This is a genomic window from Geobacillus sp. FJAT-46040 (assembly GCF_002335725.1).
GTDB classification, from domain to species: Bacteria; Bacillota; Bacilli; order Bacillales; family Anoxybacillaceae; genus Geobacillus; species Geobacillus thermoleovorans.
On the sequence record NZ_NISS01000001.1, the window covers coordinates 1,246,275 to 1,269,400 of the forward strand.

15 protein-coding genes, 7 tRNA genes, 2 rRNA genes and 1 pseudogene are annotated in these 23,126 nt (G+C 53.5%); 21 read left to right on the forward strand and 4 right to left on the reverse strand.

All coding sequences use genetic code 11. From position 1 onward, the window contains the following. The first annotated feature begins 212 nt into the window (after nucleotides 1–212). From CD000_RS06570 to CD000_RS06610, 9 genes are all read left to right on the forward strand, one after another. Nucleotides 213–3,142 (forward strand): 23S ribosomal RNA (locus CD000_RS06570). A 242-nt stretch (nucleotides 3,143–3,384) separates the two neighbouring features. Next, nucleotides 3,385–3,501: ribosomal RNA gene (gene rrf, locus CD000_RS06575) — 5S ribosomal RNA — on the forward strand. Nucleotides 3,502–3,510: 9 nt separating this feature from the next. Then, nucleotides 3,511–3,585: transfer RNA gene (locus CD000_RS06580), tRNA-Val, on the forward strand. Between the two features lie 4 nt (nucleotides 3,586–3,589). Continuing rightward, nucleotides 3,590–3,661, forward strand: a tRNA-Ala gene (locus tag CD000_RS06585). A 6-nt stretch (nucleotides 3,662–3,667) separates the two neighbouring features. Next, nucleotides 3,668–3,750 (forward strand) — tRNA-Leu (locus CD000_RS06590). Nucleotides 3,751–3,767: 17 nt separating this feature from the next. Then, nucleotides 3,768–3,860: transfer RNA gene (locus tag CD000_RS06595), tRNA-Ser, on the forward strand. Nucleotides 3,861–4,157: 297 nt separating this feature from the next. After that, nucleotides 4,158–4,230 (forward strand) — tRNA-Thr (locus tag CD000_RS06600). 10 nt (nucleotides 4,231–4,240) lie between these two features. Continuing rightward, nucleotides 4,241–4,322: transfer RNA gene (locus CD000_RS06605), tRNA-Tyr, on the forward strand. A gap of 18 nt (nucleotides 4,323–4,340) precedes the next feature. After that, nucleotides 4,341–4,414 (forward strand) — tRNA-Ile (locus CD000_RS06610). A 229-nt stretch (nucleotides 4,415–4,643) separates the two neighbouring features. Here the strand turns inward: CD000_RS06610 and CD000_RS06615 are convergent. Next, nucleotides 4,644–5,492, reverse strand: coding sequence for an MBL fold metallo-hydrolase (locus CD000_RS06615; RefSeq protein ID WP_096225283.1), 849 nt, complete (start codon nucleotides 5,490–5,492; stop codon nucleotides 4,644–4,646). Between the two features lie 180 nt (nucleotides 5,493–5,672). Between CD000_RS06615 and CD000_RS06620 the strand changes: the two genes are divergently transcribed. From CD000_RS06620 to CD000_RS06645, 6 genes are all read left to right on the forward strand, one after another. After that, nucleotides 5,673–5,972 carry a phasin family protein gene (locus tag CD000_RS06620; protein WP_011231247.1) on the forward strand — a complete coding sequence of 100 codons (300 nt, stop codon included), beginning with the start codon at nucleotides 5,673–5,675 and terminating at the stop codon, nucleotides 5,970–5,972. Between the two features lie 51 nt (nucleotides 5,973–6,023). Further along, nucleotides 6,024–7,700, forward strand: coding sequence for an ABC1 kinase family protein (locus CD000_RS06625; RefSeq protein WP_096225285.1), 1,677 nt, complete (start codon nucleotides 6,024–6,026; stop codon nucleotides 7,698–7,700). A gap of 519 nt (nucleotides 7,701–8,219) precedes the next feature. Further along, on the forward strand, nucleotides 8,220–8,639 hold the full coding sequence (locus tag CD000_RS06630; RefSeq protein ID WP_096225287.1) for a CoA-binding protein: 420 nt from the start codon (nucleotides 8,220–8,222) through the stop codon (nucleotides 8,637–8,639). Nucleotides 8,640–8,799: 160 nt separating this feature from the next. After that, nucleotides 8,800–10,737, forward strand: a complete 1,938-nt coding sequence (gene parE / locus CD000_RS06635) for a DNA topoisomerase IV subunit B (RefSeq protein WP_011231243.1) — start codon at nucleotides 8,800–8,802, stop codon at nucleotides 10,735–10,737. Nucleotides 10,738–10,796: 59 nt separating this feature from the next. After that, the gene (gene parC, locus CD000_RS06640) at nucleotides 10,797–13,241 is read left to right on the forward strand and encodes a DNA topoisomerase IV subunit A (protein ID WP_096225289.1); all 2,445 of its coding nucleotides are present in this window, start codon (nucleotides 10,797–10,799) and stop codon (nucleotides 13,239–13,241) included. 88 nt (nucleotides 13,242–13,329) lie between these two features. Continuing rightward, complete coding sequence (locus CD000_RS06645; protein WP_233130500.1) at nucleotides 13,330–13,581, forward strand: PilZ domain-containing protein; 252 nt, start codon at nucleotides 13,330–13,332, stop codon at nucleotides 13,579–13,581. A gap of 104 nt (nucleotides 13,582–13,685) precedes the next feature. Here CD000_RS06645 and CD000_RS06650 read toward each other — a convergent pair whose 3' ends face one another. After that, nucleotides 13,686–14,417 carry a MerR family transcriptional regulator gene (locus tag CD000_RS06650; RefSeq protein WP_096225290.1) on the reverse strand — a complete coding sequence of 244 codons (732 nt, stop codon included), beginning with the start codon at nucleotides 14,415–14,417 and terminating at the stop codon, nucleotides 13,686–13,688. A gap of 373 nt (nucleotides 14,418–14,790) precedes the next feature. Between CD000_RS06650 and CD000_RS06655 the strand changes: the two are divergent. The 6 genes and pseudogenes from CD000_RS06655 to CD000_RS06675 all read left to right on the forward strand — a co-directional run. Beyond that, a pseudogene (locus CD000_RS06655) lies at nucleotides 14,791–15,051 on the forward strand (alpha-amylase family glycosyl hydrolase); the annotation flags it as partial. Continuing rightward, complete coding sequence (locus CD000_RS18730; RefSeq protein WP_369806593.1) at nucleotides 15,034–15,297, forward strand: UTRA domain-containing protein; 264 nt, start codon at nucleotides 15,034–15,036, stop codon at nucleotides 15,295–15,297. The pseudogene CD000_RS06655 and the gene CD000_RS18730, both read left to right, overlap by 18 nt. Before the next feature lie 214 nt (nucleotides 15,298–15,511). Then, on the forward strand, nucleotides 15,512–16,924 hold the full coding sequence (locus CD000_RS06660; RefSeq protein ID WP_011231236.1) for a Na+/H+ antiporter NhaC family protein: 1,413 nt from the start codon (nucleotides 15,512–15,514) through the stop codon (nucleotides 16,922–16,924). Between the two features lie 409 nt (nucleotides 16,925–17,333). After that, on the forward strand, nucleotides 17,334–17,783 hold the full coding sequence (locus CD000_RS06665) for an acyl-CoA thioesterase (protein WP_011231235.1): 450 nt from the start codon (nucleotides 17,334–17,336) through the stop codon (nucleotides 17,781–17,783). Between the two features lie 130 nt (nucleotides 17,784–17,913). Beyond that, complete coding sequence (locus CD000_RS06670; protein WP_014195845.1) at nucleotides 17,914–19,413, forward strand: aminotransferase class V-fold PLP-dependent enzyme; 1,500 nt, start codon at nucleotides 17,914–17,916, stop codon at nucleotides 19,411–19,413. Nucleotides 19,414–19,517: 104 nt separating this feature from the next. Further along, nucleotides 19,518–20,696 (forward strand): acyl-CoA dehydrogenase family protein, encoded by a 1,179-nt coding sequence (locus CD000_RS06675; protein ID WP_011231233.1) that lies wholly within the window; start codon nucleotides 19,518–19,520, stop codon nucleotides 20,694–20,696. Nucleotides 20,697–20,793: 97 nt separating this feature from the next. On the opposite strand, the gene speE is transcribed toward CD000_RS06675, so the two are convergent. After that, nucleotides 20,794–21,669, reverse strand: coding sequence for a polyamine aminopropyltransferase (gene speE / locus CD000_RS06680; protein ID WP_011231232.1), 876 nt, complete (start codon nucleotides 21,667–21,669; stop codon nucleotides 20,794–20,796). 296 nt (nucleotides 21,670–21,965) lie between these two features. Further along, nucleotides 21,966–22,421 carry a nitric oxide-sensing transcriptional repressor NsrR gene (gene nsrR, locus CD000_RS06685; RefSeq protein WP_369806545.1) on the reverse strand — a complete coding sequence of 152 codons (456 nt, stop codon included), beginning with the start codon at nucleotides 22,419–22,421 and terminating at the stop codon, nucleotides 21,966–21,968. Between the last annotated feature and the right edge of the window lie 705 nt (nucleotides 22,422–23,126).

Consider the following 23,126-nt stretch of genomic DNA (forward strand, 5'->3'; position numbering starts at 1 on the left):
CACCCGGAAGGCGAAGGTTATTTGACCCCGAGCGGCGGCGAGCCGGAGCTAGACAATTCGAAAAGCGGAGGCCGCAATGGCCAACCTACCAATCCATCGCGCTTCTGTTTCGTTCAGTTTTGAGGGAACGAGTCATGTTCTCTCAAGAATCAATTTTGTTCCTTGAAAACTAGATAACCGATAAAGCAAAGGAAGAAGCCGAGAGCGCGATAGGTTAAGCTAGAAAGGGCGCACGGTGGATGCCTTGGCACTAGGAGCCGATGAAGGACGGGGCAAACGCCGAAACGCTTCGGGGAGCTGTAAGCAAGCGTTGATCCGGAGATGTCCGAATGGGGGAACCCACTGTCCGTAATGGGGCAGTATCCATGCCTGAATCCATAGGGCATGGAGGGCACACCCGGGGAACTGAAACATCTTAGTACCCGGAGGAGAAGAAAGCAACCGCGATTCCCTAAGTAGCGGCGAGCGAAACGGGAACAGCCCAAACCAAGAGGCATGTCCTCTTGGGGTTGTAGGACCGCTCACGATGGGAGTGAGAAAGGGACGGGGTAGACGAACCGGTCTGGAACGGCCGGCCAGAGAAGGTGAGAGCCCTGTAGTCGAAACTTCGTTCCCTCCCGAGCGGATCCTGAGTACGGCGGGACACGAGGAATCCCGTCGGAAGCAGGGAGGACCATCTCCCAAGGCTAAATACTCCCTAGTGACCGATAGTGCACCAGTACCGTGAGGGAAAGGTGAAAAGCACCCCGGGAGGGGAGTGAAAGAGAACCTGAAACCGTGTGCCTACAAGTAGTCAGAGCGCGTTCATGCGTGATGGCGTGCCTTTTGTAGAATGAACCGGCGAGTGACGATGGCGTGCGAGGTTAAGCCGAAGAGGCGGAGCCGCAGCGAAAGCGAGTCTGAACAGGGCGTGTGAGTACGTCGTCGTCGACCCGAAACCAGGTGATCTACCCATGTCCAGGGTGAAGGCCGGGTAACACCGGCTGGAGGCCCGAACCCACGCACGTTGAAAAGTGCGGGGATGAGGTGTGGGTAGGGGTGAAATGCCAATCGAACTTGGAGATAGCTGGTTCTCCCCGAAATAGCTTTAGGGCTAGCCTCGGGTTTGAGAGTGTTGGAGGTAGAGCACTGATTGGGCTAGGGGCCCCAAACGGGTTACCGAACCCAGTCAAACTCCGAATGCCAACGACTTATGCCCGGGAGTCAGACTGCGAGTGATAAGATCCGTGGTCGAGAGGGGAACAGCCCAGACCGCCAGCTAAGGCCCCGAAGTGCACGTTCAGTGGAAAAGGATGTGGAGTTGCCGAGACAACCAGGATGTTGGCTTAGAAGCAGCCACCATTTAAAGAGTGCGTAATAGCTCACTGGTCGAGTGACTCTGCGCCGAAAATGTACCGGGGCTAAACGTGCCGCCGAAGCTGCGGGATGACCGTTGGTCATCGGTAGGGGAGCGTTCTAAGGGCAGAGAAGCCAGACCGGAAGGACTGGTGGAGCGCTTAGAAGTGAGAATGCCGGTATGAGTAGCGAAAACAGAGGTGAGAATCCTCTGCGCCGAAAGCCTAAGGGTTCCTGAGGAAGGTTCGTCCGCTCAGGGTTAGTCGGGACCTAAGCCGAGGCCGAAAGGCGTAGGTGATGGACAACAGGTTGAGATTCCTGTACCACCTTCTTCCCGTTTGAGCGATGGGGGGACGCAGGAGGATAGGGCGAGCAGGCGGCTGGAAGAGCCTGTCCAAGCCGTGAGGCTGATCCGCAGGCAAATCCGCGGATCATAAGGCCAAGCGGTGACGGCGACGGATTGATCCGGAAGTCCCCGATTTCACACTGCCAAGAAAAGCCTCTAGCGAGGGAAGAGGTGCCCGTACCGCAAACCGACACAGGTAGGCGAGGAGAGAATCCTAAGGCGCGCGGGAGAACTCTCGTTAAGGAACTCGGCAAAATGACCCCGTAACTTCGGGAGAAGGGGTGCTCTTTGGGGTGAAGAGCCCTGAAGAGCCGCAGTGAAAAGGCCCAAGCGACTGTTTATCAAAAACACAGGTCTCTGCGAAGCCGAAAGGCGACGTATAGGGGCTGACACCTGCCCGGTGCTGGAAGGTTAAGGGGAGCGCTTAGCGGAAGCGAAGGTGCGAACCGAAGCCCCAGTAAACGGCGGCCGTAACTATAACGGTCCTAAGGTAGCGAAATTCCTTGTCGGGTAAGTTCCGACCCGCACGAAAGGTGTAACGACTTGGGCGCTGTCTCAACGAGAGACCCGGTGAAATTATACTACCTGTGAAGATGCAGGTTACCCGCGACAGGACGGAAAGACCCCGTGGAGCTTTACTGCAGCCTGATATGGAATTTTGGTATCGCTTGTACAGGATAGGTGGGAGCCTGGGAAGCCGGAGCGCCAGCTTCGGTGGAGGCGGCGGTGGGATACCACCCTGGCGGTATTGAAGTTCTAACCCGCACCCCTTAGCGGGGTGGGAGACAGTGTCAGGTGGGCAGTTTGACTGGGGCGGTCGCCTCCCAAAAGGTAACGGAGGCGCCCAAAGGTTCCCTCAGAATGGTTGGAAATCATTCGGAGAGTGCAAAGGCACAAGGGAGCTTGACTGCGAGACGGACAGGTCGAGCAGGGACGAAAGTCGGGCTTAGTGATCCGGTGGTTCCGCATGGAAGGGCCATCGCTCAACGGATAAAAGCTACCCCGGGGATAACAGGCTGATCTCCCCCAAGAGTCCACATCGACGGGGAGGTTTGGCACCTCGATGTCGGCTCATCGCATCCTGGGGCTGTAGTCGGTCCCAAGGGTTGGGCTGTTCGCCCATTAAAGCGGTACGCGAGCTGGGTTCAGAACGTCGTGAGACAGTTCGGTCCCTATCCGTCGCGGGCGGAGGAAATTTGAGAGGAGCTGTCCTTAGTACGAGAGGACCGGGATGGACGCACCGCTGGTGTACCAGTTGTCCCGCCAGGGGCACCGCTGGGTAGCTATGTGCGGACGGGATAAGCGCTGAAAGCATCTAAGCGTGAAGCCCCCCTCAAGATGAGATTTCCCACCGCGCAAAGCGGGTAAGATCCCTCGAAGATGACGAGGTCGATAGGTCCGAGGTGGAAGCGTGGCGACACGTGGAGCTGACGGATACTAATCGATCGAGGGCTTAACCTAACAAGAAAAGTGGAGGCCGCCTGCTTATCGGCGAGGTGCGCTGGAGGGCCTGCGAGCGGGCTTAGCCCGCCGCAGCAGGACCGAAGCGTCGCGAGCCGATGGCGGCCGGAACTAGACAGCGAAAAGCGCAGGCGAGCGGTTCGCCCCGGCTTCTTCCCGAAACGGTTATCTAGTTTTGAAGGAATGAAAAAAAGTCCTTGACAATAAGCTCAATTCCCTTATAATAATACTTGTCGCCATTGCCTAGTGGTGATAGCGGAGGGGAAACACCCGTTCCCATCCCGAACACGGAAGTTAAGCCCTCCAGCGCCGATGGTAGTTGGGGCCAGCGCCCCTGCAAGAGTAGGTCGCTGCTAGGCAAACAACGTGGAGTATTAGCTCAGCGGGAGAGCACCACGTTGACAGCGTGGGGGTCACTGGTTCGATCCCAGTATACTCCACCATCATGGGGCGTTAGTTCAGGGGGAGAACGCTTCGCTGGCAGCGAAGAGGTCAGGGGTTCAAATCCCCTACGCTCCATTGTATGCGGTCGTGGCGGAATGGCAGACGCGCTAGGTTGAGGGCCTAGTGGGGGCAACCCCGTGGAGGTTCAAGTCCTCTCGACCGCATCGCTCCAAACAGCTATGGAGGAGTACCCAAGTCTGGCTGAAGGGGTCGGTTTCGAAAACCGATAGGGGTGTCACAGCCCGCGGGGGTTCGAATCCCTCCTCCTCCGCCATAAATATTGACTTAGCTCAATTGGTAGAGACGAGCATCTGCATCGTCGAATTTGCTTCGAGTTGTCCCGACGCACCCAGCTTCTTCGAATTGGCTGGTAGAGGAAGGGACACAACAAATGAACAATGAGCCACGATTTATATCATAATTATGCCGACTTAGCTCAATTGGTAGAGACGAGCATCTGCATCGTCGAGTCGGCTTCGAGTTGCCTCGACGCATCCTGCTTCCTCGAAACAGCTTGTAGAGGAAGAGGCACAGAGCACAACAATGAGCCACCTTCTTGCATTTATTTTATGCCGACTTAGCTCAATTGGTAGAGCAACTGAATCGTAATCAGTAGGTTGCGGGTTCGAGTCCTGCAGTCGGCATCACGATTACGGAGGGGTAGCGAAGTGGCTAAACGCGGCGGACTGTAAATCCGCTCCCTTTGGGTTCGGCGGTTCGAATCCGTCCCCCTCCATTTTTATTTCTTATAAGCGGGCCTATAGCTCAGCTGGTTAGAGCGCACGCCTGATAAGCGTGAGGTCGGTGGTTCAAGTCCACTTAGGCCCATCTCTTATGTTGGACGACAAGAATGATTCTTGTCGTCTTTTTTGCGTTGTCGCTAAAGGCATAATGTGCTCTACCATCTCCATGGAGAATCCTCTGACTTTTACATGTCAACGAAAGGGTGCCCCCGTTCAGACACCCTCCCTTGGTTTTTACTTGAAAGTGGTTTTAGCAGAGAAACTTCCGCTTCAAACAAAACTAGAAGCCGTTCACGGAACGATAGTCCGTTTGCCTAATGGACGTACTTCCCATAATCAGGGGTAGCGATACGGTCAAAATCACGGGCGAGTTTTGTCAACCCTTCACGCAGCTCTTTGCCGGCGACAGGAGCACCGTGTCCGGTGATGGCGACTGACGGAAAGAGTGCGGCTAACTTGTGCACCGACTCGCGGGCGGCGCGCCAATCGATGGTATAATAGCGCGGCGGGCCGCTGATTTCGATTTGTTGGGTCAACACTTTATACAGTGAATCTTGGCGGACGGTGACGAACGCGTCGCCGGCGATTAAAGCGGCGTCGCGCGGCCGAAATAACGAAATGTGGCCTGGCGTGTGCCCCGGTGTGTGGATCCAGCGAAATTCCGGCAAGTGCGGAACGGTGCCGTCCGCAGGGAGCGGCTGGACGCGGTTGCCTAATTGAATCGGCTCGTTCGGAAAAAACGGCGAGATTTTGGCGATGAAGCCGCCCTCGACGGAAGCGTCAGGTTCAGGATAGCTCGCCTTTCCAGTCAAATACGGCAGTTCAGCCGGATGGGCATACACCGGGACATTCCAATGCTTGACAAGCTCAACAATCGCTCCAACGTGGTCAAAATGGCCGTGGGTTAAAACAATGGCTTGCGGGCGGCTGCCGCTGCCAAAGCGGTCTTCCACGACTGAAACAATGTCATCGGCTGATCCCGGCATGCCAGCGTCGACCAATACAAACGCGCGGTCGTCTGGGCGGCCGACAAGACAAATGTTCACGATTTGGATCGTATGGCAGTACAAATCGGGCAGCACGCTGACTCCGAGGCCGCTCGCTGCTGACGTCGCAGGTATGAAACGATAGTCTTCTCCGTAGTGCAGTTGTTCCTCTGCCATGGGAACTCCCTCCTTGCACGAATGGATAGCCCATCGATAGGATTCCTTATCGAGAAGCGGGATATGCAACGCTAGGTTCGAACGGAAAACACCTTCCGCTTTTTCCTCTTTGGCCGCTTGCTCGACATGCCCCGCCAAATAATGGTACTATAAAGGAAAGGAGGAAAGGAGGAAAACAGGATGAGCATTTTGAAAAAAGGATTGGCATTCGGGCTGGGATTGGCGATTGCAAGCAAAGAACAAGTGGAAAAAATCATTGACGAGTTAGTCAAAAAAGGGGAATTGTCGCTTGACGAATCGAAGGAAGTGATCGATCAATGGAAACAGCAGACCGAAGCGCGGAAAACGGAAGTGCAGCGGCTTGTACGCGAGCAAATCAAGCAGGTGATCGATAAACTCGACTTGGCGACGAAAGAAGACGTGCGGCAACTCGAGGAGCGAATCCGCCGTCTTGAAGAAAAGGAACAAAGCGGGCAGTAAACCGATGCGGCCTGTCCGCTCGCTTTTTGCCGCCTTAGGAGAGATGTCTCGATGATCGGAAAACGGATGCGCCATATCGGAAGGTATCACGAAATCGCCGCCTCCTTGCTTCGGCACGGATTCGGGATGATCGTCGATGAACTCGGCTTTTCGTCGTTTCTTTCGTTGCCGCCGCGATGGAAAGCGGAGCAAGGGAAAAAGGAAGGAAAAACGGTTGGGGAGCGGCTCCGCCTTGTGCTTGAGGAGCTCGGCCCGACGTTCGTGAAGCTCGGGCAAATTGCCAGCACACGGCCGGATTTGATTCCCGCTCCGATCATCAGTGAGCTCGAAAAGCTGCAAGACCAAGTTCCGCCGTTTCCGTTTGCCGATGTCCGCCGGATTGTCGAAGCGGAGTTTGGAAGTTCGCTGGAAACACTCTTTCGTTCATTTGAGGAAATGCCGCTCGCTGCCGCTTCGCTTGGACAAGTGCACCGGGCGGTTCTTCCTTCCGGACAGGCCGTGGCGGTGAAAGTGCAGCGCCCGCACATCGCTGTGCGGGTGGAGACGGATCTGGAAATTTTGCAAGATTTGGCCGTGCTGGCGGAACGCCGTCTCGATTGGGCGGCAACCTACCAATTGTCTGAGATTGTCGATGAACTGGCGCGTTCATTACGGCAGGAGCTGGATTATACAGTCGAGGCGCGCCATGCGGAACGGTTTGCACGGCAGTTTGCCGGCGATTCGTCGGTGTATGTCCCGAAGGTGTTTTGGGATTATACGACGAAAACAGTGCTCACGATGGAATATGTCGAAGGGATCAAACTCGGGGAGATCGAGCGGTTGAAAGCGAACGGCCACTCCTTAAAAACGATCGCCGAGCGTTTGGCTGAAGCAACCTTTCAACAAATGTTTGAGCATGGATTTTTTCATGGCGACCCTCATCCTGGCAATGTATTTGTTCTTGACAATGGAACGCTTTCCTTCATTGACTTTGGCTTGATGGGCCGCCTTCGACCTCATGTCAAACATCATCTTTCTTCACTCATCATCGCCTTAATGCGGCAAAACACGGATGGGGTGTTGGGTGCGATTTACGGTTTAGGAATTGTTCCTGACGGAGTCGATGAAGGCAAATTGCGCGATGATATTGACGAGTTGCGGGAGAAATACTACCGCGTCCCGCTCGGTGAGATCAGTCTTGGGGAAGCCGTCGAGGATTTGCTTTCGGTGGCGTTTCGCCATGGCATTCGCATCCCAAGCGATTTGACGCTGTTAGGGAAAGCGCTGTTGACGGTCGAAGGGGTCGTGGAGACGCTTGATCCGCAGTTTCGCATCATGGATGTGGCGGAGCCGTTTGGGCGGAAGCTGTTGAAAGACCGTCTTCGGCCTGACCGGGTGGCGGAGACAGCGTGGAGGCGCGTCGCCGATTATGGCGAGATGCTCCTTCGGCTGCCGGACAGTGTAAAGGAGCTGGCCAAAATCATGCGGCGCGGCAAACTTCAGCTCGAGATGACAGCGTCAGACCTTGAGGCGTTTTTGCACAAACTTGATCAAATTAGCAACCGACTGTCCATTAGCATCGTTCTTCTTTCGTGGAGCATCGTCATGGCTGGCATGATGATCGCTTCATCGTTCGGACGGCAGTCGATGCTGCTATGGAAATTTCCTGCTGTTGAAATCGGATTAGGTGTGTCCGCTTTTCTTTTTGGTTGGCTGCTTTACTCGATTTTTCGTTCGGGAAAGTTTTAGCGTTTGTTGCACAATGATCTCTTTGTTCGGAAATTCTTGAAAGGTTGATGCAGTCCGATCGATGGAAGGTGTCCCCAAAACAGCGGGACACCTTTTTTCATCCATCATCCATTTGCGCGAAGCACGTTTGTTAAGCCATGCTAGGCAGCCTGATGGAGAGGAAAGCCGGTGAAGGCGCCGGAATAAATGCCATGCTTTGGATTATACTAACAGTGTTGTCTAGGACAGCGTTTAGGGAGTGGGAAATAAATCGTCCCCCAAAACGCGCGCTCTCCGCTTGCGGCTTCCTCATTCCGCTACGGGCGATGGGGATGGATTGTCGTCCACCTCATGGCCATGACGACTGTTTTTTTAGCGGGCGTGTATGCGGGACGGGGCCTGCGTATAAGCGGCTTGTAGCCAAAATCGAAATGGAGCTGTTTTAAAAAGGGCTAAACCATTTTCTGTCTCATAGAAGGATTTTTCTTTCTCGATCGCGAAACAAGTATTGCAAAACCAAAGAGGGAAGGAGAGAACCCGATGCCCATTGTCAACCCAAGCCGGGAAGAAATCGGTGAAATTTTGCGCAAGGCGAAACGGATTGCCGTCGTTGGGTTGTCCAACAATCCGGAGCGCGAGTCGTATATGGTGGCGAAAGCGATGAAAGACGCTGGATACGAAATCATTCCGGTCAATCCGATGATCGATGAGTGGGAAGGCATTCCGGCGGTTGATCAACTAACCGATATCGAAGGCCATGTCGACATCGTCGATGTGTTCCGCCGCTCTGAGCATTTGCCCGAGCTGGCCCGCGAGTTTGTGCAAATCGATGCCGACGTGTTTTGGGCGCAGCTTGGCGTCGTCAATGAGGAGGCGTATCGCTTTTTGAAAGAAAAAGGCTACACGGTCATTATGGATCGCTGCATTAAAGTGGAACATGCGCTCACCAAGCGTGCTTAATCTTAATCCATGAAACGGCCATCTTGTTCGAGATGGTCCTTTCGTTTTTTTGTCGCACTTGTCCGAATTTGTCGGGGGATGTCAAAAGGCAATGGACAGTCGGGAAGTTTGTGGTACAATAGAAACAGGTGTTCTTGTTTTTGTAGGAAGGGGTGGCCTTGTGGCAAAGCATGCGACATACGAATATAACGAAGATGCCATTCAAGTGTTGGAAGGGCTCGAGGCAGTCAGGAAGCGGCCGGGGATGTACATTGGCAGCACCGACAGCCGCGGCTTGCATCATCTTGTCTACGAAATTGTTGACAATTCGGTCGATGAGGCGTTGGCCGGATACGGAAACTACATTTTCGTGCAAATACATAAAGACAACAGCATCACGGTTTTGGATGAGGGGCGCGGCATGCCGGTCGGGATGCATAAGCTCGGCAAGCCGACGCCGGAAGTCATTTTGACCGTGCTTCATGCCGGCGGCAAATTCGGCCAAGGCGGCTATAAAACGAGCGGCGGTCTGCACGGAGTCGGGGCGTCGGTTGTCAACGCCTTATCAGAATGGCTGGTCGTCACGATTCATCGCGACGGCTTCATTTACCGGCAGCGGTTTGAGCATGGAGGCAAACCGGTGACGACGCTAGAGAAAATCGGCACAACGAACAAAACCGGAACCATCATTCAATTTAAGCCGGACCCAACGATTTTCAGCACGACAGTCTTCGATTATGAAACATTGAGTGAACGGCTGCGCGAATCGGCGTTTTTGTTAAAAGGGCTGAAAATCGAACTCGTTGACGAACGGACCGGCATGCGCGAGGTGTTCCACTACGAAAACGGAATTGAAGCGTTTGTCGCCTATTTGAATGAGGAGAAAGATGTGCTCCACCCGGTCGTTTATTTTGCTGGCGAGCAAAACGGCATTGAAGTCGAGTTTGCGTTCCAGTTTCATGACGGTTATTCGGAAAACGTGCTGTCGTTTGTCAACAACGTGCGCACAAAAGACGGCGGCACGCATGAGGCGGGTGCGAAAACGGCGATGACGCGCGTTTTTAACGAATACGCCCGCCGTGTCGGTTTGCTCAAGGAAAAAGATAAAAATTTGGAAGGAACCGATATTCGCGAAGGGTTGTCCGCGGTCGTTTCGGTGCGCATCCCAGAGCACTTGCTGCAGTTTGAAGGGCAGACGAAAGGAAAGCTCGGAACGAGCGAAGCGCGTTCGGCCGTCGATGCGGTGGTGTCCGAGCAGCTCATGTACTTTCTGCAAGAAAACCCGGACGTAAGCGCGATGCTCATTAAGAAAGCGATCCGGGCCTATCAGGCGCGTGAAGCGGCCCGCAAAGCGCGCGAAGAGGCGAGAAGCGGCAAAAAGCGGAAAGGGAAAGAGGCGCTCTTAAGCGGCAAGCTGACGCCGGCGCAAGGGCGCAATCCGCAAAAAAATGAGCTCTATCTCGTTGAAGGCGATTCGGCGGGCGGTTCGGCGAAACAAGGGCGCGACCGTCGATTCCAGGCGGTGCTTCCGCTGCGCGGAAAAGTCATCAACACGGAAAAGGCGAAACTTGGCGATATTTTGAAAAACGAGGAAATCAATACGATCATCCACGCCATCGGCGGCGGCGTCGGGGCTGACTTTTCGCTCGATGATGTCAACTACGACAAAGTGATCATTATGACCGATGCCGACACGGACGGCGCCCATATTCAAGTGCTGCTTTTGACGTTTTTTTACCGCTACATGCGTCCGCTGATTGAAGCGGGAAAAGTGTACATCGCCTTGCCGCCGCTTTACAAAATCAGCAAAAAAAGCGGCAAAAACGAAATCGTCGAATATGCGTGGACGGACGAGCAGCTGAAAGAAATTACGAAAAAAATGGGCCGCGGCTATACGATTCAGCGCTATAAAGGGCTCGGCGAAATGAACGCCGATCAATTATGGGAAACGACGATGAACCCACAGACGCGTACGCTCATCCGCGTGCGCATTGAAGATGCGGCCCGCGCCGAACGGAGGGTGACGACGCTCATGGGCGACAAAGTCGAGCCGCGCCGCAAATGGATCGAAACGCACGTCGCCTTCGGGCTCGAAGAGGAACCGGGATGGATCGGCTGATGGCGGCGTGAAAAGGCGCCGCCTTTTTGGTGCTGATGTGTTAGGAAAGGAGAATGACGATGGCAGAACGATTGCTGGAAATGCCGTTAGAGGACGTGCTTGGCGACCGCTTTGGCCGCTACAGCAAATACATTATCCAAGACCGGGCGCTCCCAGATGCGCGCGACGGGTTGAAGCCCGTGCAGCGCCGTATTTTATATGCGATGTACATCGATGGCAACACGGCTGATAAACCGTTTCGCAAGGCGGCGAAAACGGTTGGAAACGTGATCGGCAACTTTCATCCGCACGGCGACTCATCGGTGTATGAAGCGATGGTGCGGATGAGCCAAGAGTGGAAGCTGCGCAACGTGCTGGTGGAGATGCACGGCAACAACGGCAGCATCGACGGCGACCCGCCGGCGGCGATGCGCTACACGGAAGCGCGCCTGTCGGCGATTGCCGCCGAATTGCTTCGCGATATTGACAAAGAAACGGTTCCGTTTGTGCCGAACTTTGACGATACGACCGATGAGCCGACCGTCCTGCCGGCGATGTTTCCGAATTTGTTGGTGAACGGCTCGACCGGGATTTCGGCCGGCTATGCGACCGACATTCCGCCGCATGCGCTTGGCGAGGTGATCGACGCCGTCTTGATGCGGATCGACCGGCCGGATTGCACTGTTGACGAGCTGATGACGGTTCTTCCTGGCCCCGATTTTCCGACCGGCGGCATTATCCAAGGGAAAGACGGCATCCGCAAGGCGTATGAGACCGGCCGCGGGAAAATCATCATCCGCGCCAAAGCCGCCATCGAGCAGGGAAAAGGCGGGAAAAAGCACATTGTCATCACGGAACTGCCGTATGAAGTGAACAAAGCGAATTTAGTGAAAAAAATTGACGAGCTTCGCCTCGACAAAAAGCTCGACGGCATCGCCGATGTGCGCGATGAAACGGACCGGAACGGGCTGTCGATCGTCATCGAATTGAAAAAAGACGCCGATGCGGAAGCGATTCTCAACTACTTGTACAAAAATACGGATTTGCAAGTGCCGTACAGCTTCAACATGGTGGCGATCCATGAGCGCCGGCCGAAGCTGATGAGTTTGCCGGAGCTGTTGGATGCCTACATCGCCCACCGGAAAGAGGTCGTCACCAACCGCTCGCATTTTGAGCTGAAAAAAGCGAATGAGCGGAAGCACATCGTCGACGGCTTGATTCGGGCGCTTTCCATTTTGGATGAGGTGATTGCGACGATTCGGGCTTCAAGCGACAAGCGCGACGCCAAAGAACGGCTGATGGCTCATTACGGATTCACCGAAGCGCAGGCCGAGGCGATCGTGACGCTCCAGCTGTATCGGTTGACGAACACCGACATCACGGCGCTGCGTCAAGAAGCGGAAGAACTGGATCAGGCGATTGCGGAACTTACGGGGATTCTCGCCGATGAAAAGAAGCTGCTTGGCGTCATCAAAAAAGAGCTGAAGACGATGAAAAAGCAATATGCCGATGAGCGGCGGACGGTGATTGAAGAGGAGATTGAAGAGCTGAAAGTGAAGGTGGAGGCGCTCATTCCGGCGGAAGATGTGATCGTCACCGTGACAAAAGAAGGATATGTGAAGAGGACGAGCTATCGTTCATACAGCGCCTCAAACGGTCAAGACATGGGCATGAAGGAAACGGATCGGCTGCTCGCCCAGCTCGAGATGAATACGACCGATGTGCTCTTGCTTTTCACCCGCCGCGGTTATTATTTATACTGCCCGGTGCATACGCTCCCTGATATCCGTTGGAAAGAGGTCGGCCAGCACATTTCCCATCTCATTCCGCTTGAACGCGACGATGAACTCGTCGCCGCTGTTCCAGTCTCTTCCTTTAACACCGGGGAGCAGCTCATCTTTGTGACGAAACAAGGGCTCGTAAAGCGAACGGAGCTCGCTCAATACCAAGTGCAGCGCTACACCCGCCCGCTTGTGGCCGTTAATGTGAAAGAGGATGATGACGTCATCGCCGTCTACGCGACGGATGGATGCGGCCATCTTTGGCTTGCGACGCATGATGGACATGCGCTCTTGTTTGCCGAGGAGGAGATCAGCCTTGTTGGTGTGCGCGCGGCTGGCGTGAAAGGGATTCAATTGAAGGAAGGGGACTTTGTCGCCGCTGCGTGTCCCGTTCGCCTAGAAGAGGGGGGCTCGTTCGTCGTCGTGACGCAGCGCGGAGCGGTGAAAAAAGTGGCGATGAGCGAGTTTGAGCCGTCATCACGGGCGAAGCGCGGCGTTGTGATTGTGCGCGAAGTGAAATCCAACCCGCACCGAGTTGTCGGCGCCGTCTTTGTCAGCAGCGATGAGGAAATGGTCGGATTGCGGACGGAAAAAGGGGTGGTCGAGACGATCGAAGCCGCTTCCCTTCGTCTCTCCGACCGCTACAGCACGGGTTCGTTTGTCGTTGACACTGACGAAGCCGGGCCGGTGGTGGACGTCTGGAAAGAGCCGGCGAAGCTGCTTGGAAAAGGGGAGGAAGGATGAGGTTTAAGCGTCAAGAACCGTTCCGGCATCAGTTTGGCCGGCCGCCTCGGCCGAACTGCGCACAGCCGATGGCGAGCGCAGCGTCTACATTCACGATCTAAGTCCGCACGGGATGAAAATCGAAACGGAAGGCCGCCTTCCCTTTTCAACAGGGGGAACGCTGGTTGACATCTCGTTTTGGCTAAACGCTGCCTCCTTTACGCTGCGGGGGCAGCTTGTCTGGGAAAGACCGTTTGTCCACGCCTACTATTATGGCGTCCGCCTCCATGTCACCAAACAAGAAGAAGCGCACTTGATCGAAGCCATCAAACGACATGCGGCCGAGAGCCGCCGAATATGACGCAAAAAGGGGCCCGCGTTTTGGCGGGGCCCTTTTTTGATTTTTGACGGAGGTATGGCGCATCCAAAACGGGTGCCCTTGTCACATTGATGCCAAAATCGTCTTCACCAAAACTTCCACCATTCATTTGCCCGAGTTCGAGCAGCGCTGGTGCTGGCAGCGGTTTGCCGAAACGACAACACGAGCTCGCGAAACGCTTTTTCCCGTTCTAAAATGCGCAGTTCGAGCTGTTTTCGCTCCTCTTCCTGTCTTACTTTTTCCTCTTGACAGAACGCGACGACCGTTTCCAAATGTTCATGCAGCTGTTCCGTTTTTTGCTGCCATGCGTCCTCGTAATCGCGGAGTGAACGGCGCACCATTTCGGCAGCTGCCGTCGTTTGCTCCTCGATGTAGTCAAGGCGGCCTTTCACCTCATCCATCGCTTGCCGGACCGTGGCTGTCGTTTCCTGTTTCAAGGCGTCGACGATATCGTCTTTTAAGCGGGCCGCCAACTGCTCGGCTATGTATGGCATCCCTTGATGCAGCAGGCGGGGCACATCGATGATTTCCCCTTCCATGACGGCTGTTTCCACTTGAGCGGCTGTCTCGTTGGCTCGCTCTGCCGGTTGTCCGTCCATTTGCCTGATCATTTCAGCCACTTCGCGCGGATGGCGGCCGTCCTCAAGCCAAGTGCGGATATGGCGAAACCGGTCGATCAGCTCGTCGGTGTACATGCGTGCCCCCTCGGTTGTGCGTGGGACGGCAATCGATCCGGCGAATTGCTTTTCCCATTGTTTCAAATCGCGGGCGGTGACCCCGATTTTTTTCGCTGCTTCGCGGAGTGTATAGGTTTTCATCGCATTTCCTCATCCTTTCTCGTCTTTTGGAATTGATTTGCGTTATGTTTTATTTTCCTACTCGGTCGTTGATTTTCCTGCCGCTTGACAAAACATAACAAAAGAAGTGGAAGTTAGCAAAAAAACAACAACTATTGTCGAAAAATGAAGAAGGTCATCGAAAGATGTTGACAAACTTGTCTTTGGGAAAGTGCGTAAAGCCGCCCGCTCATGATTGCCGTGTGTGGAAGCAAGAGAACGATGTGCGAAATCATTTATTTCCCGCCCGTACCATTGGCCGCCGATGCCAATGGTATGTTTTTTATCCCGACGAACGAGGTGAAGAGAGATGTCAACAACCCCTTGGTGGAAAAAAGCAGTCGTTTATCAAATTTATACGGACGGACCGCGCATTCATGAGTTTTTGCAAGAGATGAACCACGAAGTGTTTTCGAAATATGACGTCATGACGGTCGGGGAAATGTCGTCGACGACGATCGATCATTGCATCCGCTACACGAACCCGGAAAACCACGAGCTCAATATGACGTTTAACTTTCACCACTTGAAGGTCGATCACCCGAACGGAGAAAAATGGGCAGTCGCCCCATTTGATTTCCTTGCCTTAAAACGCATTTTGTCCGAATGGCAAGTTTGCGAAGACTCAATCTATGAATACTTGGAAACGAAGCTGTATTTGCCGATCAGCTTTGCGAAAAAAGAAATATCGGTCGACGAAGCGACGGACGAAGACCGGCGCTATTTGGATTTGCATGGCGATGACCGCGTCGTTGTCGTCAAAAACTATGTGTATTTAAGCAATGCTGCATTGTTTCAATATACGGAATCGCGTCACCGGCTCGACAAGTTCCGATTTGTCGATTTTGCGCGCCGGAAATGACAACGCCTTCTGTGCCCCAGGTTGTTTGGGAGTCAGCCCGGGGCGGAGGGAAGTGTGTGCCACGCTGCAAACCGCAGCGCGGCTTTTTTTGTTTGCGCGGGCAACATAAATTTTATAAATAAAACTATGTTCTAAATCTTCAATGAAAATCATAAAAAAACTGCATTATGGCTATCCTTCTTGGTAACAACATCATTGCAAAGGAGGCGCCGACGTGGAAGGAACATGGTGGTCGCTGTTGCCTTTTCTGCTCATCATTCCGTTGGCGGTATGGCTGAAAGAAATTTTGCCCGGCCTCGTGGCCGGATTGCTCGTCGGAGCGTTTTGCCTTGAGTGGTCGGCTGTCGGCGCGATTGAGCGCGCTGTTTCCGCTGTTCTTCACGCCCTGACCGATCCGGAGCATATGAAGGTGGCCGCGTTTTTGTATTTGTTCGGTTCGCTTGTCGGCATGATGCAAATTACCGGCGGGATCAAAGGGTTTGTCGAGAGACTCTCCGGCCGCATCCGCTCGAAGCGGGGGATTTTGTTGTTCGTTTGGCTGACGGTGCCGGTGACGTTTTTTATGCCGATGTTTCGCATTATGCTCCTTGGACCAGTGATGAAAGCGGTCCTTCGCCAGTTTCGCATCGACCGCCGCCGCATGGCGTACATGATCGACGTCTCGACCGAGCCGATCATCGTGCTTTTGCCAGCGGCGACAGCGTTCGTCGGCTTTATGACTTCTGTTGTCGCCGCGGCGCTTGAGCAAAACGACATTCACGAATCGCCGTATGACGTGTTTTTGCGCAGCCTGCCGTACAACTTGTTTGCGATTGTCGCTCTGGCCGTCGGGGTGTTGACGACGATGTTGAACATCCGGATCGGCAAACCGCGGGCGAAAAAAGGAGAAGGGGAAACGAATACACTGCACGGGCTCGGATTGCGCAAGGAGCTGGCGCTGATCAACGGGGAGCCGTTGCACTTGTTTGTCCCGCTGGCGCTGTTAATCGCGCTGACGTTTGCCTTTTTCGTGTACGACGGGAGGAAACGCGGGGCAGAGAATTGGTGGGAGGCGTTTTCCGCGGCCGATGCGACATGGGCGATGCTGTTGGCGCTGTTTGTGACCATCCTTTTGTCGATGATGTTTTATTTGTGGCGCCGACAATCGCTCTCAGAGTTGACGTACCACTTTTTTGCCGGAGGAAACGAGCTGATGGCGCCGATCGGCATGCTCGTTCTCGTATGGGCGGTCTCGGCGGTGGCGGGGGAACTCGGATTTGCGGAGTACGTGTCGTCGACGTTCGGCACATGGCTGCCGGGGGCATTCGTGCCAGCGGCCGTGTTTTTGGTCGGATCGTTTTTATCATACTTTATCGGTTCTTCATGGGGAACGTGGGGCATTTTGATGCCGCTTGGCGTCACGCTTTCCCATGCGACCGGGGCGCCGCTCGAGGTGACAGTCGGCGCCGTGTTTGCGAGCGGGACGTTTGGCGCCTTTGCTTCGCCGCTTGGCGATACGACGATTACAACGGCAGCCATTATGGATATGGACTTGATGAGCTATGCGAAATACAAATTGCGCCTCTCTCTCCTTTGCGCCGGCGTGTCGCTTGCAGGATACGTTCTTTTGCCGCTTTGGGCCGGTTGACCGCAGACGCCCCGTCTGCCCTCGCCGGGCTTTTTTATCTACCCTGAAAATGTCAAAACTATATAGGTTCCAATTGTTCGTTACCATTTGCACTTCGATACATGCGGATGCAATCTAATGTGTCAGGCAATCGGCGAAGTGTAAACCAAAAATTCAACTTAATTGAAAGAGATTTTCATCCTTTCGTGCAACGTACTGGATTTGCGACAATATTTCATGTCACAAACAATGTTCTAAATAATCAATAACCCAAAAAAACAATTGCATATCCCAATCAATCGGAGTATGATAAAAACAACATACTGACTAGTTGGTAGCTACAAATCAAACTTGCTCCCGCCCCATGCTCACCCAAACGAATATCGTGGGCCGAAAGGGGCAAAAAAAAGCAAGAAAGGAAGAGGGAGAAATGAAGACGCACATCATTACCGTCAACCCACGCTTTTGTGAAACTGATGCGCTCGGACATTTAAGCAACATTAGCTATTTTATTTATTTAGAAGAAGCGCGCACCCGCCTGTTTGATGAATTGCGTTACGGCGGGCGAACGGACGACTGGCATTTTATTTTAGCTTCCACCAAGTGCGATTTTATCAACCAAGGATTCTTCGGACGACGATTGCGCGTGGAAACCAATGTCTCCCGGATCGGCAATAAAAGCTTTCAATGCATTCATCGCATCATGGAAGAGGAAACAGGAAGACTGATCGCCATCGGAGAGGCAGCGGTCGTCCATTTTAATTTCCAAACCCAAACGAGCGAACCATTGCCCGATGACTTGCGGACCATGCTTGCCGAATACCTTGCGCCGTCCGTGGGGGAAACGATTTCGCCATTATCGTGCAAAAAAAAGGAGTAAAAAAGGGAGTGGAATATCATCCGCCTGTACGGCGGATTTTTCATTTTCAACTTTCCCACGTTTTTTGGACCGAACCACCGAAGGCGACATACTTTGTAAATAGACGAAATGGCGGAAAGGGGGAATCAACATGGCCATTCACGCTGTGATCGGCAATGCGGTGTATACATGCCGCGGAGAGCTTGAGACGTATTTTCAGCCGTTTCGCGATGGAACGATCGGCCGCTTTCATCCGTTTTCTACGCCGTTTGGCAAACAGCGGCTTATTTACGCCGACTGGACGGCAAGCGGGCGGCTGTACCGGCCGATTGAAGAGAAGCTGACGCATGAGCTCGGTCCATTTGTCGGCAACACGCATACGGAATCGAATGTGACCGGAACGAAAACGACGCTTGCCTATCGCTATGCAAAAGAAATCATCAAACAGCACGTTCATGCCGGGAAAAACGATGTCTTGATCATGCAAGGCGCCGGGACCACAAGCGCCGTCAACAAGCTGCAGCGTCTGCTTGGCTTGCGCGTACCGGAACGGTGGAAGCGCCGCTTGTCCCTTCATGATGAGGAGCGGCCAGTCGTTTTTGTCACCCATATGGAGCACCATTCAAATTTATTGCCATGGGTGGAAACCATCGCGGAAGTCGTGGCGGTCCGGCCGACAGAGAACGGGGATGTCGATCTTGACCATTTGCGCGAGCTGCTGGAGCGCTACCGAGATCGGCCGCAAAAAATCGGTGCATTTACTGCTTGCTCGAACGTCACGGGGTTGGAAACCCCATATCATAAGCTGGCGAAAATCATGCACGAGCATGGCGGCCTTTGCTTTGTTGATTTTGCTGCTTCCGCTCCGTACGTCCGCATCGATATGCATCCGGACGACCCAATGGAGCAGCTTGATGCCATTTATTTCTCTCCCCATAAGTTTCTCGGGGGGCCGGGGAGCGCCGGCGTGCTCATCTTTGACAGCCGGCTTTATCATCAGCACGCTCCGGATCACCCCGGCGGCGGGACGGTGTATTGGACCGACCCGTGGGGGAACTATGAATACATCCAAGCCATTGAGGAACGCGAAGATGGCGGAACACCGCCGTTTTGGCAAACCATCAAGGCAGCGTTGGCCATCCAGCTGAAAGAACAAATGAACGTAAAACAGATGCGCGCCCGCGAAAAGGAACTTGTTTCCCTTCTTTTGCCGGCGCTAAAAAGCACTCCCGGCGTCCGCGTGCTTGAAGGACATCGGGACGACCGTCTTGGCATCATCTCATTTGTCATAGATGGATTGCATTACAACCTTGTTGTCAAACTGCTGAATGATCGCTTCGGCATTCAAGCGCGCGGCGGCTGTTCCTGCGCCGGACCATACGGCCACTATTTGCTTGGCATCGACAAGGAACAATCCGCTGCGCTGCTTCAAGAAGTCAAAAACGGCAATCCTCTCGCCAAACCAGGATGGGTGCGTCTGTCGCTCCATCCTACGATGACGAACGAAGAAGTGTATGCGATCATCCGCGCCGTCCGTCAAATCGCCCGCTATGGCCGCCGCTGGCAGGAGGAATACGAGTACGATGCTGGGAAAAATGAGTTCGTCCACCGTGACGATGATCGGTACATTCGGCATTTCTTTCTCTTTTAAGCTTCCGAGAGCAAGGACGGTCATTTTCCCGTGCGTTTTTGTTTTCAGTCCTAGCCAGAACTCGGTACAATAAAGGCATCTTGACCAAAAGAAGGGGAGAACCGATGAACGAATTGTACCATTTGCTTGTGCGGACCGATCGGGAGCAACAATTGTACAACCAAGCGCGCCGCCTTGCGGAACGATTTGTCCAACGGGCAGCGCATGATGACGAACAGGCAACGTTTCCATTTGCCGATTTTGCCGATTTAAAAGAGGCTGGATTCCTTTCCTTGACCGTCCCGACTGAATACGGCGGCCAAGGGGCATCGCTTTATGAGCTTGTGCTCGTGCAAGAAACGATCGCCCAAGGCTCTGGGGCAACGGCATTGTCGTTTGGTTGGCACGCCAGCATTCTCATGCGTTTATTTTTGCTCCGCCGCTGGCCGGAGCCCGTTCTCGCCCGTTTGGCGAATGAAGTCGTTTGCCGCCACGCGCTCATCAACAGCGCCCACTCTGAACGGACAACTGGCAGCCCGGCGCGCGGCGGTAAACCGGAAACGACGGCCGTCTTTCGCCATGGCCGCTGGGTGCTTCGGGGGCGAAAGACATTTGCATCGTTAGCCCCTGCGCTCGATTACGTATTGATTTCCGCCACGATGGAAGACGGTCGGGTCGGTGAATTTCTCGTGCCGATGTCTGCTTCAGGCATCCGCATCGAGCCGACGTGGAACACGCTTGGCATGCGGGCGACGCGCAGCGATGATCTTGTTCTTGAAGAAGTCGAAGTCGACCAAGAGGCGCTCGTAGAGACGCTTGGAGAAGCGAACGAAGCCGCTCCGGCGCAAGGATGGCTGTTGCACGTGCCGGCTTGTTACTTAGGCATCGCCATTGCGGCGCGCAATGAGGCGCTTCGCTTTGCCAAGACGTACCAGCCTAATACCCTGCCTCACCCAATCGCCCTAACACCCGAAGTGCAGCGGAAAATCGCTGAAATGGAATGGCGCCTCACCCATGCGCGCCATTTCCTGTACGCGGTCGCCGACTTATGGGATCGCTATCCGGAAAAACGGATGGCGATGAAAGAGGAGTTGGCAACAGCCAAATTGGTCGCCACCAATACCGCGCTTGAAGTCGTCGATTGGGCGATGCGCATTGTCGGCGGACAAAGCTTGTTTGCTGACAATCCGCTTCAGCGGCATTACCGTGACGTCCGTGCTGGATTGCACAACCCGCCGGCGGATGACTTGACGTTTCAATGGCTTGCTAAGCGGGCACTGACCCACAACCCACCGGCGCAATGAAACAAGAAAGCGGGTGGAATAATAGAAAGATCACTCAAATGACACAAAAAAAGCTGTCCCCTCACAAAGCAGGGACAGCTTTTTCCATGCCAAGCCGTTATTCCACCTCAAGCGCCGAGCGCAAAAACTCGGGCAAGGCGAAACATTGACGAAAGACCGCATCATTGACGTATTTCGTGTCGTTTGGAATGGTTGTCTGCGCCGGAAAATCGAGCGGCCGTTTCGAGCCGATCGTAAAGCTCCACAGTCCGCCTGGATACGTCGGCACCACCGCGGTGTACACAAGCACATGCGGGAACAGTTCGCGAATATTGCGGTACGTCCGTTTCAAAATATCCAAGTGGAAAATCGGCGACTGGCTTTGGCAGACCATCAGCCCGTCTGCTTTCAACGCGCGATGGACGTTGGCGTAAAACTCCGGTGAAAACAAGGCTTCCGCCGGGCCGACTGGGTCAGACGAGTCGATCATAATGACGTCGTAGACGTTTTCTTTCTCTTGCACAAACACGACGCCATCATCATAAACAAACCGCACGCGCGGATCCGATAAGTTGCCGGAGACGGCTGGCAAATGCTCTTTGCACGCCCGGACGACTTTTTCGTCGATTTCCACCATATCGATGGCTTCAAGATGAGCGTATTTCGCCGTCTCACGAGCTGCGCCGCAGTCGCCGCCGCCGATGATGAGCACCCGCTTCGCTTCCGGATGAAACTGCAGCGGCACGTGCGAAATCATTTCGTTATAAATATGGCCGTCAATCGAGGTCGTTTGCACGACGCCATCGAGTACGAGCATGCGGCCAAAATCGTACGAATCCAAAATCATCACATGCTGGTACTCGGACGGCTCGGCAAAAATCACCTCTTTGATTCGATAGCTGATTTTTAAGTTGTCGCGATCATCTTCGGTGAGCCAAAGCTCTCCATTGTCCATATGCAAGTAAGGTGGCAAAGCGCTTCCTTCGTGTTTCATTGTGACCTCCTTTAGTCATGCAGATGTTTTCACACCTTTCTAATCTTAATATATTCTTCGTCTTGTGGCAAACAAAGGGGATGTGATCGGCCGGTGCCGGACGTATTCATCCCGCCGCCCATGTTTGACGACTGGTTTCGTTTTTCCAACTGATGATCGTTCTTGCCGCCACATCCCGCGCAAAGGCCGCCATCGGTTTCGCATCATCCCGCGTCTTCCTTCCGTAGAGCGATGCTTAGTGATCGTGTGCCTGCCAAACGCCAAAAAACTCTCCAGCTTATAGCCAGAAAGTTTTCTCAACCGCGCCGCTCTTTCAATAAAGAACGAAGCGACGCTCGGTCTTCAAGCAAATCGGCGAGCGTATACGCATCCAGCACACGCAAAAACGCCTCTAACGCCTCGTGAAGTGCGAAGCGAAGCCGACATACCGGCGTTAAGACGCACTCATTGCCGTGGGCGGCAAAACACTCGACAAGCGACAAGTTTTCCTCCGTTTCGCGAACAACCGCGCCGATGACAATCTCCGCGGGGCGTTTCGCAAGGTGGATTCCACCGTTGCGCCCACGGATCGTTTCAATGTAGCCGAGTTTGCCAAGCTCATAGACGATTTTGCTTAAATGATGCTCTGAAATGGAAAAGGCAGCGGCAATGTCTTTGATGTTTGTTTTTTCTTCTTCATCAAGCGCGCCTAAAAACAAGAGGACGCGCAAGGCGTATTCCGTATATATAGGTGCAATTTGAATCTTTAACATTTGTAGTTTTTACAGAGCGATTGGATCGACTGTCGGGCGAGCGAACAATGCCGCTTCCGGAACCATGTATGGGGCTGCGAAGCGGGTGATTGTTCGGTCACCGCCAGTCGAAAAGTGGATAAGCGACTTTTCCGTCAATGATATGTTAAACTTTTTCGTTGCATGTATATAGTTCGTCAACTGCATCGTGATTCACAACCTTTAAGCGACATTCTTGATCCCATTGTACCACACCTGATTCGAACGGAGAATTGTGAACAATTTATTAAAGATGTATTTAAAATATTGTTTTTTCGCAGTGCTCATGGTTGAATAAAAGATGTATTAAAAATACATGTTTTGAAAGGGGATGAAATCATGACAACGACAACGAAATTGCATCCAAAAACGATTGAAATTGTGAAATCAACGGTGCCTGTCTTGGAAACACATGGCGAACAAATTACGAAGCGGTTTTATCTTAATTAGGCGAGAGGACTCCCACTTCAACGAAGCGAAGCGGAGTAAGTGGGAGATGAATCGCCTTAACTATATTTTGCTGAAAATAGGATAGATTCAGTAAAATATAGTATAATATAGTTAGATGGGAGGTGAAAAAATGTATTTTTGTATCAAACAACAGCTAAATGGTTTGACCAAAGAAGAATACTTGACTCTTCGAGAACTGTGCCATATTGCCAAGAACATGTACAACGTCGGATTGTA

What these genes read in the sequence shown, in the direction of transcription:
- CD000_RS06620 (WP_011231247.1), top strand. Translation starts at nt 5,673, where the DNA reads ATGAGCATTTTGAAAAAAGGATTGGCATTCGGGCTGGGATTGGCGATT.
- CD000_RS06670 (WP_014195845.1), top strand. Translation starts at nt 17,914, where the DNA reads ATGGCCATTCACGCTGTGATCGGCAATGCGGTGTATACATGCCGCGGA.
- CD000_RS06675 (WP_011231233.1), top strand. Translation starts at nt 19,518, where the DNA reads ATGAACGAATTGTACCATTTGCTTGTGCGGACCGATCGGGAGCAACAA.
- CD000_RS06625 (WP_096225285.1), top strand. Translation starts at nt 6,024, where the DNA reads ATGATCGGAAAACGGATGCGCCATATCGGAAGGTATCACGAAATCGCC.
- CD000_RS06615 (WP_096225283.1), bottom strand. Translation starts at nt 5,492, where the DNA reads ATGGCAGAGGAACAACTGCACTACGGAGAAGACTATCGTTTCATACCT.
- parC (WP_096225289.1), top strand. Translation starts at nt 10,797, where the DNA reads ATGGCAGAACGATTGCTGGAAATGCCGTTAGAGGACGTGCTTGGCGAC.
- CD000_RS06650 (WP_096225290.1), bottom strand. Translation starts at nt 14,417, where the DNA reads ATGAAAACCTATACACTCCGCGAAGCAGCGAAAAAAATCGGGGTCACC.
- speE (WP_011231232.1), bottom strand. Translation starts at nt 21,669, where the DNA reads ATGAAACACGAAGGAAGCGCTTTGCCACCTTACTTGCATATGGACAAT.
- CD000_RS06665 (WP_011231235.1), top strand. Translation starts at nt 17,334, where the DNA reads ATGAAGACGCACATCATTACCGTCAACCCACGCTTTTGTGAAACTGAT.
- CD000_RS06630 (WP_096225287.1), top strand. Translation starts at nt 8,220, where the DNA reads ATGCCCATTGTCAACCCAAGCCGGGAAGAAATCGGTGAAATTTTGCGC.
- nsrR (WP_369806545.1), bottom strand. Translation starts at nt 22,421, where the DNA reads ATGTTAAAGATTCAAATTGCACCTATATATACGGAATACGCCTTGCGC.